The following is a 15,035-nucleotide window of genomic DNA, read 5'->3' on the forward strand; positions in this document are numbered from 1 at the left end:
GACTTTGAGGTAGAGGCTACGACTGGCGCCGGGAACGCACCAATCCTGTGTCGGCAACAACCGTTCGCCAAATGCGAAGGGTAGGGGCGACACCCCTCAGCCGCCAGGCTCAGCCGCGCGCAAATGCTCGAACAGCAAGCGGCTCACCGGTGACAGCGACTCAAGGTCCCGCGCCACCAGCAGCAACTCACGCTCGGCCCAGTCGTCGCTCAGCGCCACCGCACGCAACCCCAGCGCACCGCCAAACAACTCGAAGGCCTTGCGCGGCAGGATTCCCACGCCCATGTCAGCCTGCACCATGCGGCACACTGCATCGAAACTGGGGACATGAATACGCAGGCGCAAAACCCGCCCGGCGCGGCGAGCGGCCTCGTGGGTACGCATGTTGATGGAGCTCGCCGAGTGCAGGCCGACAAAGTCGTTGTCCAGGGTTTCGGCGAAGTCCACCTGCGCCTGGTCTGCCAATGGATGCCCTTCACGCACCACCAGCACCAACTGGTCGCGTCTGTAGCGCACCTTGAGCAGGTCGCGGGTGTCGCTGTCGCTGGAGCAGATACCCAGGTCCGCCACGCCATCGAGCAACCCCTGGATCACGCCATTGCTGGGCCGCTCCTCCAGGTCCACCTTGATCCGTTCGTGTTCTGCGGCGAACAGCGCCAGGTCCTCGGGCAGAAACTGGATGATCGCCGACAGGTTGGCGAGCATCCGCACGTAGCCGCGCACTCCCTGCAAGTGCTCGCCCAGTTCCAGGCCTATCTTCTCGAGGTTGAACAGCATGCGCCGGGCGTGGTGCAGCAGGGTTTCCCCGGCCGGGGTCAGGCTCATGCCACGGGCCTGGCGGGCGAACAGCGGCGAGCCGAGCGCTGCCTCCAGCTCGTTGAGGCGCTTGCTTGCCGCCGACAATGCAATCGCCTCGCGCGCGGCGGCACGGGTCAGGCTACCTTCCTCGTGGATGGCGACGAACAACTGCAAGGTCACCAGGTCAAGACGACGGATGAGGTTGTTCAGTTGCATGGTCAAGCGCCCTTACTTGCCCGTTGAAGCCGTGCGCGAGCGCAGCAGCGTCGCCAGCCCCACGGTCAGCACCACCGCCAGCCCCACGGCGAGCAGGAAGGTCAGGGCAATACCCAGGTGCGGCAGCAGCGCGCCAAGGCTCAGGTAGAAGGCAATCACCCCGACGGCGCCGATGGCGTTGCCACGGATCATCCCGGCCATGGAGAAGCGCCCGCCCTGGACATGGGAGAACACCACCAGCGGCCAGGCGATCACCGGAATCGGCGCGAGCATGCCACTGACGGCAGGCCCCAGCCAGCTCGCCGCGCCTGTGGCGAGCATCAGCAGGCCGGTGGCGGCGACCATGCGCATGGGGATTTCCCACCAGCGCGCCTTGATCTGCGCAAGCTGCGCCGGGCGCGGCTCGCGGGCCGTGGCCCAGACCAGCAGCATCACCAGGCACAAGGCGACAACGATCGATACCGGCAGATTGCCCCAATGGGTCAGTACATAGGCTGCCACGCCGTACAGCGCGAGCGACACCACTGCCGTGAGGGCCACGCCAAGCTTGCGGCTGGCGAACAGGTAGCAGGCATAGCTGGCCTGGACCGCCGCCAGCCCGCCGAGTGCGCCCGGTATGGCGTTCAGGGAGAAGGCGGTGCCTTGTTCCAGGCACAGGAAGATCATGACCAGCGCCGAGGTGATCGGCATGCCAGAGAGCAAGCCGCCGAGCAATCCTCCCCAGCGCCGCGAGGCGAGGGAGACGGCCCACATCAGAAGGGGAGTGACAACGAGCTTGAGGTAGAAGAGCGTCATGACGGCAGGCGGTCCGGTTGTTCTTGTCTGGCCGCAGGGCTGAGCCTGCGGCCGCGACATTGTCGATCATCCTCTGCGCCAATGACACCGCTTTGTTTCAGCGACTGGCGTCGAGCACTACCCGGTAGCGCGCCTTGCCGCTGCGCAGGTGGTCGATCGCCGCGTTGACCTGGCTCATCGCAAACTGCTCGACCTGGGGAACGATCTGGTGGCGGGCGCAGAACTCAAGCATTTTCGCCATCACCGCCGGGGAGCCGACCGGCGAGGCGGACAGGCTTTTCTGCTGGAGCATGAGGTTGAACACATGCACCGGGATCGCCCCGGGCACCACACCGACGAAGTTCACCCGACCGCGGGTACCGAGGGTGCCGATCATGGCGGTCCAGTCCAGGTCGGCATTGGCCGTCACCAGGAGGAAGTCGAGGGTGCCGGCGATACCCTTGAGCGCCCGGCTGTCGGTGGAGGCCACCACCTTGTGTGCGCCCAGGCGCCTCGCTTCATCCTGCTTGTTCAAGGATGAGGTGAACGCGGTCACTTCGCAGCCCCAGGCATTGAGAAACTTCAGCGCCAGGTGCCCCAGCCCGCCGATGCCGACCACCCCGACGCGATCGGTGGGTTTGACACCGAATGACAGCAGCGGGTTGAACACCGTCGAACCGGCACAGAACAAGGGGCCGACAAGGGCAGGGTCGAGGCCGTCCGGCAGTGGGATGGCCCAGGCCCAGTGCGCTCGCAGGCGGTCGGCGAAACCGCCGTTGCTGCCGATGATCGTCGGCCGGGCCGAACCACACAGGTTGTGCGAGCCTTCCATGCACGGCGCGCAGTGCATGCAACTGCCTTTGTACCAACCGATCCCGACCCGCTGTCCAACTTGCAGCCCCTTCACTCGATCACCAACCTGTTCGATGCGCCCGACTACCTCGTGGCCAGGAATGAACGGGTACCGGGTCAGCCCCCATTCGTTGTCGATCATCGATTGGTCGGAGTGGCAGACGCCGCAGTACTCGACCACGACCTGCACCTCGTCGTCAGCCAGCGGGCCGGGATCGTAGCTGTACCGCTGCAGTGGCGCACCGGCTGCCGTCGCGGCCCAGCCGGTAAATGTGCTTTGGTTGGGGTTGCTCATGGGACACCTCCAGGGGCTTGGCGAGTGTTTTCGAAGCCTGGAAAGTGTAGTGCAGGGGCAGAGAAGCTACAGCGGCCCACTTCAATCCTGAAATCACTATCGCCATTTACAAAAATATAGAGCGAGTAGTGATGGAGGGACGACCCCGCTTCAAGCCCGGCCTGCACGCCGGGTTCCACACAGCGGAACCAGATTCGATTGTCGCCGCCGCGCCGTCAGGTTTATCTGGCAGCACCTGCGGCCTGCCTCTCGTGCCGCAATCCCCGAGCGAATAACAAAAGCGGGACTGCAACCCGCGCGAGGAGATGCCTGATGACCACATCCAAACACCCGCACATCCTGGCCTGGCTCGCCGACGTTGCCGGCGAGCTTCAGGCACTGCGCCAGGATATCCATGCCCACCCGGAACTGGGCTTCGAGGAGAATCGCACTTCGTCGCTGGTCGCCCAGGCCCTGCGCGATTGGGGCTACGAGGTCCACACCGGAATTGGCCGCACCGGCGTGGTCGGTGTGCTGCGCAACGGCAGCAGCACGCGCCGCCTGGGGCTGCGCGCCGACATGGATGCATTGCCGATCGTCGAGGCCACGGGCGCGGCCTACAGCAGCCGACACACGGGTTGCATGCATGCCTGCGGACACGACGGTCATACCGTGATGCTGCTCGGTGCTGCTCGCTACCTGGCTGCGACCCGGCGTTTCGACGGCACCCTGACACTGATCTTTCAGCCGGCCGAGGAGGGGCAGGGCGGCGCCGAGGCGATGCTCGCCGATGGCCTGCTCGAGCGTTTCCCCTGCGATGCGCTGTTCGGCATGCACAACATGCCGGGGCTGGCCGCCGGGCACCTGGGGTTTCGCGAAGGAGCGATGATGGCTTCCCAGGACCTGCTGACCGTCATCCTGGAGGGCGTCGGTGGTCATGGTTCGATGCCGCACCTGACCGTCGACCCACTGGTTGCGGCCGCCAGTGTGGTGATGGCGCTGCAGACCGTGGTGGCGCGCAACATCGATGCCCAGGAGGCGGCAGTGGTTACCGTCGGTGCGCTGCAGGCTGGCGAGGCGGCCAACGTCATTCCGCAGCAGGCCTTGTTGCGCCTGAGCCTGCGTGCGCTCGATGGCGAGGTCAGGCGCCTGACCCTGGAGCGCGTACAGGCGATCATCCACGCCCAGGCCAAGAGCTTCGGCTGCCGCGTGAGCATCGAACACCGGCCTGCCTACCCGGTGCTGATCAACCATGCCGCGGAAAACGCCTTCGCCCGCCAGGTCGGTATCGAGCTGCTCGGAGAAGCCGCCGTCGATGGCAATACCCGCAAGCTGATGGGCAGCGAAGACTTTGCCTGGATGCTGCAACGCTGCCCCGGTGCCTACCTGTTCATCGGCAACGGCGTGGATCGGCCGATGGTGCACAACCCCGCCTACGACTTCAACGACGACATCCTGCTGACCGGGGCCGCCTACTGGAGCGCGCTCACCGAGCGCTGGCTCGCCCCGGCCTGAGCGCTTCTTCATTGACTGCCGCTGGAGCCCGCATCCCTGCGGGCGTTCCTCACATCTGGTTTCTGGAGAACTTCCCATGCACGCTACGAACGCAGGCGCATCGCGCACCCGGCAAGTGGTCGCGGCCGTCATCGGCAATGCGCTGGAATGGTATGACTTCATCGTGTACGGCTTTCTGGCCAGCATCGTCGCCCGTCAGTTCTTTCCCTCCGACGATGACTACGCCTCGCTGCTGATGGCCCTGGCGACCTTCGGCGTCGGTTTCTTCATGCGCCCGGTGGGTGGCGTGTTGCTGGGCATGTATGCCGACCGCAAAGGGCGCAAGGCCGCCATGCAACTGATCATTCGCCTGATGACCCTGTCCATTGCGATGATCGCCTTCGCCCCCAACTACCTGGCCATCGGCATGGGCGCTCCTATGCTCATCGTGGTCGCGCGTATGCTGCAGGGCTTTGCCACGGGGGGCGAATACGCCAGCGCCACGGCATTTCTGGTGGAGAGCGCGCCGGCGCACCGCAAGGGGCTCTATGGCTCCTGGCAACTGGTCGGGCAATGCCTGGCGGTGTTCTCCGGGGCGTCGATGGTCGCGCTGGTCACCCACTTGTGTTCACCCGAGGCGCTTGACGCCTGGGGCTGGCGAATTCCCTTCGTGTTCGGCTTGCTGATCGGCCCGGTGGGGCTGTGGATTCGCAAGCACATGCAGGAGCCCGAGGAGTTTCTCGAGGCGCGCAAGCAAGCCAAGGACCAGGCCCCGAGCCTGTGGCAGGTGCTACGTACGCATCGTCGGGCGCTGTTGGTGTCCATGGGCCTGGCCAGTGGCGCGACCGTTTCCTTCTATGTGGTGCTGGTGAACATGCCGACTTTCGCCCACAAGAGCCTGGGGTTGCCCCTGGACCAGGTGCTGTTGGTGCAGATGCTCGCGGTGGGCCTGATGACGGTGGTGATTCCGTTCTCCGGCGCGCTGTCCGACCGTATTGGCCGCCGACCGGTGCTGATGGCCTTCACCCTGGGCTTTTTCCTGATGGTCTACCCGCTGCACCTGTGGGTCGCCGCGGCACCTTCGGTAGAGCGCCTGCTGGTGATGCAACTGGCCCTGTGCAGCATGATCGGCGGTTTCTACGGGCCGGCACCCACGGCGCTGGCCGAGCAGTTCCCCGTCGCCGTCCGCTCAACGGGAGTGTCGGTGGCGTATAACGTGGCAGTAATGCTGTTCGGCGGTTTCGCGCCGCTGATCGTCACCTGGCTGACCAAAGTCTTGAACACGCCTGTGGCGCCGTCGTTCTACGTACTGTTCGCCTGCGTGCTGACACTGCTGGGCACCTATTGTCTGAAAGAAGCCGTGCGGCCACGCGCACCGGCCGTCATTGAACTTGGAGTAAAACCGTGAAACCGCTAGATCTCGACCCTGTCGTCGCGCTGGATGCCAGCGAGCTGTCCCGGGCGATCCATGCTCGCCAGGTTTCCTGCCGTGAGGTGATGCAGGCCTACCTTGCGCACATTGAGCGGTTCAATCCGCAGGTCAACGCCCTGGTTTCATTGCGGCCGGCACAGCAACTGCTCGAGGAGGCCGACGCGCGCGACCGCGAGCTCGACCGTGGCCAGTCCCGCGGCTGGATGCATGGCATGCCCCAGGCAATCAAGGACCTGGCCGCCACTGCTGGCCTGCGCACCACCTTGGGCTCGCCGCTGTTCGCCGAGCAGGTGCCGCAGCAGGACGCCATCAGCGTGGAGCGGGTTCGGCGCAGCGGCGCGATCATCCTCGGCAAGAGCAACGTGCCGGAGTTCGGCCTCGGTTCGCAGACCTACAACACGCTGTTCGGCACCACCACCAACGCCTACGACCCCAGCCGGGTGGCCGGCGGCAGCAGCGGCGGGGCGGCGGCAGCATTAGCCATGCGCTTGCTGCCAGTGGCTGACGGCAGCGACATGATGGGCTCGTTGCGCAACCCGGCGGCGTTCAACAATGTGTTTGGCTTGCGCCCGTCCCAGGGCCGCGTGCCCCATGGCCCGGCGCCTGAGGTGTTCGTCCAGCAACTTGCCACCGAAGGCCCGATGGGGCGCAGCGTTGCCGACCTCGCGCGATTGCTGGCGGTACAGGCGGGTTACGACGCGCGGGCACCGTTGTCGATCAACGAAGGTACTCAGGACTTCGCCGACGATTTGCAGCAGGACTTCAACGATGTGCGGATCGGCTGGCTGGGTGACTACAACGGTTACCTGCCCATGGACGATGGCGTGCTGAGCCTGTGCGAAAGCGCACTGAGCGAATTCGAGAGCCTGGGGTGCAAGGTCGAGACCTGTCAGCCGGACTATCCGCTGGAGCGCCTGTGGCAATGCTGGCTGACCCATCGCCACTTCCTGGTGCACGGTAACCTCGCAGCCGCCTACGCCGACCCACATCGGCGCGCATTACTCAAGCCCGAGGCGCAATGGGAAGTCGAGGGCGGCCTGCGTTTGAGCGCCGCTGCGCTCTATGAGGCATCGCTGGCGCGCAGCGACTGGTACCGGGCGATGGCAGGGTTGTTCGAGCGTTACGACTTCCTGCTGCTGCCCTCGGCCCAGGTGTTTCCTTTCGATGCACAGCAACCCTGGCCGCAGGTCGTGGGCGGGCGGACGATGGACACCTATCACCGCTGGATGGAGGTGGTGATCGGCCCGACTCTCGCCGGGCTGCCGAGCATCAGCGTACCGGTCGGCTTCAATGCCCAGGGCCTGCCGATGGGGCTGCAGATCATCGGCCCGGCCCAGGCGGACCGCGAAGTGTTGCGTCTGGCCTATGCCCACGAGCAACTGACACGGTGGGTCGAGCGCTGTCCGCCACCGAGCCTGCTGGCGCGCTGAAGCCCTTGCAGGCGCGTATCTTGCTGGGCAATGTGACGAACCTGGTGCAGACACGGAGGCGAACGAACATGAGCGGCAACGGGGACGGCGGTGGCGTGCGCTCGGTCGAGCGGGCATTGACGATCATCGAATTGCTGGGTGAGCACCAGGCCCTGGGGCTGGAGGAACTGCACTACCTGACGGCGTTACCCAAGGCCACGGTGTCGCGCATGCTCGCCACCCTGCAGGAACAGGGCTGGACCTACCGCGGCCTCAGCGATCGGCGCTACCGCCTGTGCGCCCGGCGCCTGTTCGGCGACGGCCAGTTGCGCTTCAAGCGGCAGATGGTCGAAAGCGCAGCGCCGCTGTTGCTGGAGCTCAGCGAGCGCACCGGGCTGGTCGCCGACTTGTCATGCTTCGACGGCCAGCGCCTGGAAGTGATGGAAAGCGCGATTCCCCAGGTGCTGCGCAAGCGCTATCCGAACAACTGCCAGATCGTCGGCCACCACGCCAGCCTGTTTCACTCGGCGATGGGCCGCGCCTGCCTGGGCGAACTGGCCCCCCATGAAGTGCAGCGCCTGGCCGAGCATGCGCATGTTGGTGATGACGCGATGTTGCGGGCCATCGAGGACGAAACCCAGCGCGGCTTTGCCCGGCGCACCGAGGGTCATTGGGAATATCCGGTGCGCCTGCCGTTCCTGATCCGCGCCATCGCCTTGCCGGTTCGCACGCAAGGGCGACTGGTCGGGAGCATTGCCCTGCACTGGCCGTTGGATCAGGCACCGGTGGAGCGGGTGCTGGGGTTGCACCTGGGCAGCCTGACGACCACCGTTGGCCAGGTACAGCAAGCGCTGGCCTGAGCGATTTTCCGCATCGTGCTGAAAGTGTTATCGGGCTATGCGGCTGTTTACCGGCCATCGCCTCGGTAACACTGTACGCAACTCAAACGTGTTGGAGATGTGTCGATGGGTGCGCAGGTAACGAACAACCCGCTGGTCTCGATTGCTGTGCTCAAGGCCCGGGAGGGCAGGGCGCTGGCATTGAAGCAGGCGTTGCTGGAACTGATCGAACCGACCCGCGCGGAGCCGGGTAACCTGGACTATGTGCTGTTCGAGGGCAAGGATGAGCCGGGGACGTTCTACATGCGCGAGGCGTTCGTCGATCAGGCCGCGCTCGATGCGCATTTCGCCGCGCCGTATTTCCAGCGGTTTGCGGCGCAGAGCGAAATGCTGCTGGGTGAGCCGCTGCGCTTGATCTTTCTGGAGCAGGTTTCTGATCGCTGATCGGTGGTAGGGGGCGGTAAAAGACAGTTGGCTCCCACAGGTGTGTTGTTTTTTTGTCCTGTGGGAGCGGGCTTGCCCGCGAAACAGACACCGCGCTGCCTGGCACGGGCTGCGCCCGTGTTCGCGGGCAAGCCCGCTCCTACAGGGATTGGACTGGCCTTCAGCCGATCATTCCCACTCGGCCTTGCCGATCGCCAGCCCGTGCATGCCGTTGTAGCTGGCGCGCTTGGGCTGCGTCCAGCCCTCCAGCAGGCTGTCGTCGAGCTTGTAGATTTCCACCCCCAGCGGCCGGCAGACCGACAGCGGGTCCTGTGCCTCAGGCCCCCACATCGGCAGTGACAGGTCGCCGCCCGGGCAGGTCGACAGCGCGCACAGCACATCGATTTCGGCGAAGAACTCCAGGTAATCACCCTGCTTGGCCGGGCAAGCCTTCATGAAGTACATGTCGTCATGGTTCAAGCCGGTGCACTGGAAGATGTTCAGCACATCGTGCACGTCGAACTCGGTCAGTCCATGGGGCAGCACGGCGCGGGTGAGGTTGGAGTGGCAGTGGTGATGGAAGTCCTCACCCGTGAGCATCTTGTTCACGTAGGGGTCGCAACGGGTGCCGAGCAGGTCATGCAGGCGCCCGCCGTGCTCGTCGATGCCATAGTCGGCCAGGCTGTCGTCGGTGATGGTCACCAGCGGGCGCAGGAACGGCAGATTCGACCACAGTCGGTCGTAGGTGGTGACGTGGGCACCCTGCAACTGGCGAGTGCGCGCCGCCCACAGGCGCTCACGCGGGTCGTTGGCGTTCCAGATGTTGAAGTCGCCGACCTGCGGGCCGACCGGGGTGGTGACGCGGAACACATGGCCGGCCGGCACCTTCCAGGCGCGGCCTGTGCGGATCGGCACTTCGAATGTCTCGATCAGGGTGCGGGCGTCCTTGCGCTCGCGCACGCGGTCATAGAAAGGCTTGTCGACCTGCAGGGCAGCGCCTTTGCTGACTTGGTAGGCGGCGGGGTAATCCTTGTACATGGGTAGTTCTCCGGGTTCAGGAACGGGGTGGATGGCTGAACAGATCGAGCAGGGCGTGCTCGGAGTCGTCCAGGTAACGGGTCATGGCTTCGGCGGCGTCGTGGCGCGAGCCATCGGCGAGCAGGTCGTGGATCTCCCGGTCGCGTTCCAGCCACGGGCTCTGGAAGTTCTTTTCATCGGGCGCAACGGCGAACACCAGACGCATCTGCGCAGCGATATTGGTGAAGAAGGCATCCAGCAGCGGGCTGCGCAGCAAGCCGACGATGTGCTGGTGAAAGCGCAGGCTGTGGGTGCCGAAGGCCTGCCAGTCTTCGCGATCACGGGCAAGTTCGGCGGCCTCGATGGCGTCGAGCATGCGGTCGGACTGGTATTCGCGTAGCGGCTTGCTGCCATGGATCGCCTGCACCTCGAGTGTGCGGCGCACGAGGAAGATATCGCGCACCTCGGCGATACCCAGCCTGCGCACCATCACGCCCTTGTTGCGCACATAGGTGGTCAGGCCTTCATGGCCCAACTGGTGCAGGGCCTCGCGTACGGTGTTGCGCGAAGCGTTGTAGCGGCCGGTGAGCTCGGCCTCGACCAGCGGCATGCCTGAGACCAGGCGGCCGCCGATGATGTCCTCGCGCAGTTCGAGGGCTACCTGGTCGGCCAGGGGCAGGCTTTCGCCGGCTTTTTCCGGGGATTTGCTGCTCATGCCAGTTGCACGTCCTTGAGGAAGCGGCCCATGCGCTCGCTGCGGTTGTCGAGCAACTCGCGCGGCGCACCGGCCTGGATGATCTCCCCGCGTTCCATGAACACCACGCGGTCGGAGACCTGGAAGGCGAATTTCATTTCATGGGTGACGATGACCATGGTCATGCCCTCGCGCGCGAGGTCCTCGATTACCTTGAGCACATCACCGACCAGTTCCGGATCAAGCGCCGAGGTCGGCTCGTCGAACAGCATCACCTGCGGGCGCATCGCCAGTGCGCGGGCAATCGCCACCCTTTGCTGTTGCCCGCCGGAGAGCTGGTGCGGGTACTTGCCGGCGTGCTCGCGCAGGCCGACCTTGCTCAGCAGTGCCAAGCCCAAGGCGCGTAGTTCGGAGTCGCTGGCATGGCCATGGTGACGCGGGGCGAGCATCACGTTCTCCAGCACGGTCTTGTGCGGGAACAGGTTGAAGCCCTGGAAGACCATGCCCACCTGGACGATGCCCTCCATGTGCACGCGACTGCCAAGGCTGCCGCCGTCTTCGTCACGCCCGCGCAGGAAGGGGGCGCCACACAGTTCGACCTGGCCACGATCCAGGGCCTCCAGGCCGTTGAGGGTACGGATCAGCGTAGTCTTGCCCGACCCCGAAGGCCCGATGATCGACACCACTTCGCCGAAGCGGATATCCAGGTCGATGCCCTTGAGCACTTCCAGCTGGCCATAGTGCTTGCGTGCGCCGAGCACCCGCAGGGCGAAGTCGCCTTGCCTGGGGGCGGCCTCGCGCCGGACAGGCGTCGGTTGCGCCGGGCCATCGGCGATGGCCTTGGGCTGACGCCGGGTGACGTCAAGGTGCTGCTCCAGCCGACGCAACAGGTAACTGAACACCGTGACGATCAGCACATAGTAAAAGGCGACCGCGAGCATGGTCTCCATCACCAGGAAGTTCTGCGTGTACAGCTGCTGGCCGACCAGCAGGATCTCCGACACCGAGATCACCGACACCAGCGAGGTGAGTTTGACGATGGTGATGTACTCGTTGGCCAGGGTCGGCAATGCCACCCGCAACGCTTGTGGAATCACGATCAGGCGCTGCACACCGGTGTAGCGGATACCCAACGCCTTGCCGGCCTCGAGTTGCCCCTTGGCCACGGCGAGCAGGCCGCCGCGATGAATCTCGGCGATATAGGCCGATTCGCTCAGCACCAGCGCGATCAGGCCGGCGGCATAGGGGTTGGAGAGCAGCACGCTGGTCCCCGGGAATACCTGCGGCAGGTTGTAGACGAAGATCAGCAGCACCAGCAGCGGCAGGCTGCGGAAGAACCAGATGTACAGTGCCGCGCCGCGGTTCAGGGCGCGGTTGCTCGACTGCCGCGCCAGCGCCAGGACAAAGCCGAAGACGATGCCCAGCAGCCAGGTCTCGACGCTCAACTCCACCACAGTGCCGACCGCCTTCCAGAAGTCGCCGTTGACCAGCAGGCCGGCGGCATAATCCCAATCGAATTGCATGCTCGAGGCTCCTGCTTACTGCGCTGGCGCTTGAGGATTCTGGCCCAGGGCCTGGGCCACTTCGGCTGGGCTGGGCTCGCCAAGGTTGTAGCGGCTCAACAGCGTCTGGTATTCGCCACTGTGCTTCATGGCCTCGAAGCCCTGGCGCAGTTCAGCGAGCAGCGCATCGTTGCCCTTGCGCACGGCCAGGCCGATGACTACGGGGTAGATCAGCTCGTGGGAACTGATCAACACCCGACCCTTGAGCTTGTCGGCGGTGATGGCCGCCACCGCGGCGTCTTCGAACTGTACGTCGACCGCCTTGGCCAGCAGGGCTTGGGCTGCCTCCGGGGAAGTGGGGAATTCACGCGAGTCGATCGGCGCCTGGCCGTTGGCCTCGCAGTGGCTTTTGGATAGCGCCATCAGCTTGGGAATCCACGACCCACCCTTGATCGAGCCAATGCGCTTGCCGCACAGGTCCTGGGGCGCTTGCGGGCGGAAACTGTCATCGGCACGCACCATCAGCGAGGCACCGCTTTTGAGGTAGGGCAGGAAGTCGACCTGCGCTGCGCGCTCCGGGGTGACGTAAAGGGCCGAGGCGACCACATCGAAGCGTCGAGCGTTGACCCCCATCACCAGGTTGGCAAAGCGGGTGTCCTGAAACTGGGGAGCGAGCTTGAGGTGCTGGCCGAGCAGGATCATGAACTCAGGGTCGAAGCCGGCAGGCTTGCCTTGGTCGAGGTAGGTGTAGGGCGGGTAGGTGAGGTCCGAGCCGATGGACAGGCGATCGGACTGCAAGGTGCTGTCGGCGGCTTGTGCGGCGGCACTGAGGGTCAGGGCGAGGGTGAGGGCTGTTGCTCGGGACATGAAGGACGCTCCACTTATGATTGTTCAACAATCGTTGTGGAATCATTTATCAATACTCGTGCCAATGATGGCCTTGGGGGATTGAGGACTGCCCGCGAATAACTGCAGCGCCTGCTTCGCGGGCAAGCCCGCTCCTACAAAAGTACCGCATCGTCCACAAGGCAATGCCCCACCTCGCTCCCTGTAGGAGCGGGCTTGCCCGCGAAAAGCGCACCGCAACCCTCACTGACAGCCCATCTACGTAGTTCTACGTAGCACTTACGCGTAGTACTGCGAATGTTCTTGTGGACCCAGTACGCCGAGAGTGTCGTCGTCCCTACCCGGGCACCCACAAAAACAAAAACCGTCGCCGGCACACCCGTCGCGACAGGAGAAATCCCGATGACCAAACTGGCTACCCGAATTGCCTGGTTCGCCATTGCCTTGCTGGGCGCATTCGCGCTGGGCACCGTGGCGTTGCGCAGGGGCGAAGCCATCAGCGCCCTGTGGATCGTCACCGCAGCAGTCGCCATCTACCTCGTTGCCTACCGCTACTACAGCCTGTTCATCGCCAACAAGGTGATGCAACTGGACTCCACTCGCGCCACCCCGGCCGTGCTGCACAACGACGGGCTGGACTACGTACCGACCAACAAGCACATCCTCTTCGGCCACCACTTCGCCGCTATCGCTGGCGCCGGCCCGCTGGTCGGCCCGGTGCTCGCCGCGCAGATGGGCTACTTGCCCGGCACGCTCTGGCTGATTGCCGGCGTGGTACTGGCAGGGGCCGTGCAGGACTTCATGGTCCTGTTCATCTCCACCCGCCGCAATGGCCGCTCCCTGGGCGACCTGGTACGCGAGGAAATGGGCTCGATCCCCGGAACCATCGCGCTGTTCGGCACTTTCCTGATCATGATCATCATCCTTGCGGTGCTGTCGCTGATCGTGGTCAAGGCCCTGGCCGAGAGCCCGTGGGGCATGTTCACGGTGATGGCGAGCATCCCGATCGCCATGTTCATGGGGGTGTACCTGCGCTACCTGCGCCCAGGGCGCATCGGCGAGATCTCGGTAATCGGCGTGCTGCTGATGCTTGCATCGATCTGGGGCGGCGGTCTGGTTGCCGCAGATCCGGTGTGGGGCCCTGCGTTCACCTTCACCGGTGTGCAGATCACCTGGATGCTGATCGGCTATGGTTTCGTCGCCGCCGTGCTGCCGATCTGGCTGATCCTGGCACCACGCGACTACCTCTCGACCTTCCTCAAGATCGGCACCATCGTCGCGCTGGCCATCGGCATCCTGGTGATCGCGCCTGAGCTGAAGATGCCGGCCATCACCCAGTTCGTCGACGGCACAGGCCCCGTGTGGAAGGGGGCGCTGTTCCCGTTCCTGTTCATCACCATCGCTTGTGGCGCAGTGTCGGGCTTCCATGCGCTGATCAGCTCTGGCACCACGCCCAAACTGCTGGCCAACGAAAGCCATGCCCGCTATATCGGCTACGGCGCCATGCTGATGGAGTCGTTCGTGGCGATCATGGCCATGGTCGCCGCTTCGGTGATCGAGCCAGGTGTGTACTTCGCCATGAACAGCCCGGCCGCCGTGGTCGGTGGCGATGTGGTCACCGTGGCGCAGACGGTCAGCAACTGGGGTTTCACCATCACTCCGGAAATCCTCCAGCAGACCGCGACCGACATCGGCGAGCACTCGATCCTGGCCCGTGCCGGTGGTGCGCCGACGCTGGCGGTGGGGATCGCGCAGATCCTGCATCAGGCGCTGCCGGGTGAGAACACCATGGCCTTCTGGTACCACTTCGCGATCCTGTTCGAGGCGCTGTTCATCCTGACCGCCGTGGATGCCGGTACGCGTGCCGGGCGCTTCATGCTGCAGGACCTGCTGGGCAACTTCGTGCCTGCCTTGAAAAAGACCGACTCCTGGACCGCCAACGTGGTGGCCACCGCTGGCTGCGTGGCGATGTGGGGCTGGTTGCTGTACCAGGGGGTGATTGATCCACTGGGCGGCATCAACACCCTGTGGCCGCTGTTCGGCATCTCCAACCAGATGCTGGCCGGCATCGCCCTGATGCTCGCCTCGGTGGTGCTGATCCGCATGAAGCGCCAGCAGTATGTCTGGGTCACCTTGCTGCCGGCCGTATGGCTGCTGATCTGCACCACCACCGCGGGCCTGATCAAGCTGTTCGACCCCAACCCAGGCATGGGCTTCCTGGCGCTGGCGCGCAAGTACAGCGATGCCGCCGCAGCCGGGCAGGTGCTGGCACCGGCCAAGGACCTGGCGCAGATGCAGCATGTGATCTTCAACGCCTACACCAACGCCGTGCTGACCGGGTTGTTCCTGTTCGTGGTGCTGAGCATCCTGTGCTTTGCCGTGAAGGTCGGCCGGCGAGCCTGGGTCAAGCCTGAGCGCAGCGACAAGGAGTCGCCGTTCCAGCCAATCCCCGACGCCTGAGGAAA

Annotated in this window: 13 protein-coding genes; 6 read left to right on the plus strand and 7 right to left on the minus strand. The window is 64.8% G+C overall.

The features are described from left to right. Positions 1–96 precede the first annotated feature (96 nt). The 3 genes from ACNFHO_RS18465 to ahr form a co-directional block, all read right to left on the minus strand. Positions 97–1,014: a LysR family transcriptional regulator gene (locus tag ACNFHO_RS18465; RefSeq protein WP_054891411.1), complete on the minus strand. Its 918-nt coding sequence runs from the start codon at positions 1,012–1,014 to the stop codon at positions 97–99. Positions 1,015–1,026: 12 nt separating this feature from the next. Next, positions 1,027–1,809 (minus strand): hypothetical protein, encoded by a 783-nt coding sequence (locus ACNFHO_RS18470; protein WP_416767030.1) that lies wholly within the window; start codon positions 1,807–1,809, stop codon positions 1,027–1,029. Positions 1,810–1,906: 97 nt separating this feature from the next. Next, positions 1,907–2,935, minus strand: coding sequence for an NADPH-dependent aldehyde reductase Ahr (gene ahr, locus ACNFHO_RS18475; protein WP_416767031.1), 1,029 nt, complete (start codon positions 2,933–2,935; stop codon positions 1,907–1,909). 312 nt (positions 2,936–3,247) lie between these two features. On the opposite strand from ahr, the gene ACNFHO_RS18480 reads away from it, so the two are divergent. The 5 genes from ACNFHO_RS18480 (at position 3,248) to ACNFHO_RS18500 (ending at position 8,532) form a co-directional block, all read left to right on the plus strand. Next, positions 3,248–4,429 carry a M20 aminoacylase family protein gene (locus ACNFHO_RS18480; protein WP_414155460.1) on the plus strand — a complete coding sequence of 394 codons (1,182 nt, stop codon included), beginning with the start codon at positions 3,248–3,250 and terminating at the stop codon, positions 4,427–4,429. A 76-nt stretch (positions 4,430–4,505) separates the two neighbouring features. Continuing rightward, positions 4,506–5,816 carry a citrate-proton symporter gene (locus ACNFHO_RS18485; protein ID WP_054891415.1) on the plus strand — a complete coding sequence of 437 codons (1,311 nt, stop codon included), beginning with the start codon at positions 4,506–4,508 and terminating at the stop codon, positions 5,814–5,816. Then, positions 5,813–7,270, plus strand: a complete 1,458-nt coding sequence (locus ACNFHO_RS18490) for an amidase (RefSeq protein WP_416767032.1) — start codon at positions 5,813–5,815, stop codon at positions 7,268–7,270. Before ACNFHO_RS18485 ends, ACNFHO_RS18490 begins: the two co-directional genes overlap by 4 nt. Positions 7,271–7,338: 68 nt before the next feature. Beyond that, positions 7,339–8,109: an IclR family transcriptional regulator gene (locus ACNFHO_RS18495; protein WP_416767033.1), complete on the plus strand. Its 771-nt coding sequence runs from the start codon at positions 7,339–7,341 to the stop codon at positions 8,107–8,109. 105 nt (positions 8,110–8,214) lie between these two features. Next, positions 8,215–8,532, plus strand: a complete 318-nt coding sequence (locus tag ACNFHO_RS18500; protein ID WP_054891418.1) for a putative quinol monooxygenase — start codon at positions 8,215–8,217, stop codon at positions 8,530–8,532. A 168-nt stretch (positions 8,533–8,700) separates the two neighbouring features. Here ACNFHO_RS18500 and ACNFHO_RS18505 read toward each other — a convergent pair whose 3' ends face one another. Genes ACNFHO_RS18505 through ACNFHO_RS18520 form a run of 4 tightly spaced genes read right to left on the minus strand, consistent with a single transcriptional unit; the run spans position 8,701 to position 12,591 of the window. Further along, positions 8,701–9,549, minus strand: a complete 849-nt coding sequence (locus tag ACNFHO_RS18505) for an urea carboxylase-associated family protein (protein ID WP_054891419.1) — start codon at positions 9,547–9,549, stop codon at positions 8,701–8,703. Positions 9,550–9,565: 16 nt separating this feature from the next. Next, positions 9,566–10,243, minus strand: coding sequence for a GntR family transcriptional regulator (locus ACNFHO_RS18510; protein WP_416767034.1), 678 nt, complete (start codon positions 10,241–10,243; stop codon positions 9,566–9,568). After that, entirely contained in the window at positions 10,240–11,745 is a 1,506-nt protein-coding gene (locus tag ACNFHO_RS18515; RefSeq protein ID WP_416767035.1) for an amino acid ABC transporter permease/ATP-binding protein, read from the minus strand. The genes ACNFHO_RS18510 and ACNFHO_RS18515 overlap by 4 nt, the downstream gene beginning before the upstream one ends. Before the next feature lie 15 nt (positions 11,746–11,760). Next, positions 11,761–12,591: an ABC transporter substrate-binding protein gene (locus ACNFHO_RS18520; protein WP_416767036.1), complete on the minus strand. Its 831-nt coding sequence runs from the start codon at positions 12,589–12,591 to the stop codon at positions 11,761–11,763. A 381-nt stretch (positions 12,592–12,972) separates the two neighbouring features. On the opposite strand from ACNFHO_RS18520, the gene ACNFHO_RS18525 reads away from it, so the two are divergent. Continuing rightward, a complete protein-coding gene (locus ACNFHO_RS18525) occupies positions 12,973–15,030 on the plus strand; it encodes a carbon starvation CstA family protein (RefSeq protein WP_416767037.1) in 2,058 nt (685 codons plus the stop codon). The last annotated feature ends 5 nt before the right edge of the window (positions 15,031–15,035 follow it).

The organism is Pseudomonas sp. NY15374 (assembly GCF_048068255.1).
GTDB classification, from domain to species: domain Bacteria; phylum Pseudomonadota; class Gammaproteobacteria; order Pseudomonadales; family Pseudomonadaceae; genus Aquipseudomonas; species Aquipseudomonas machongensis.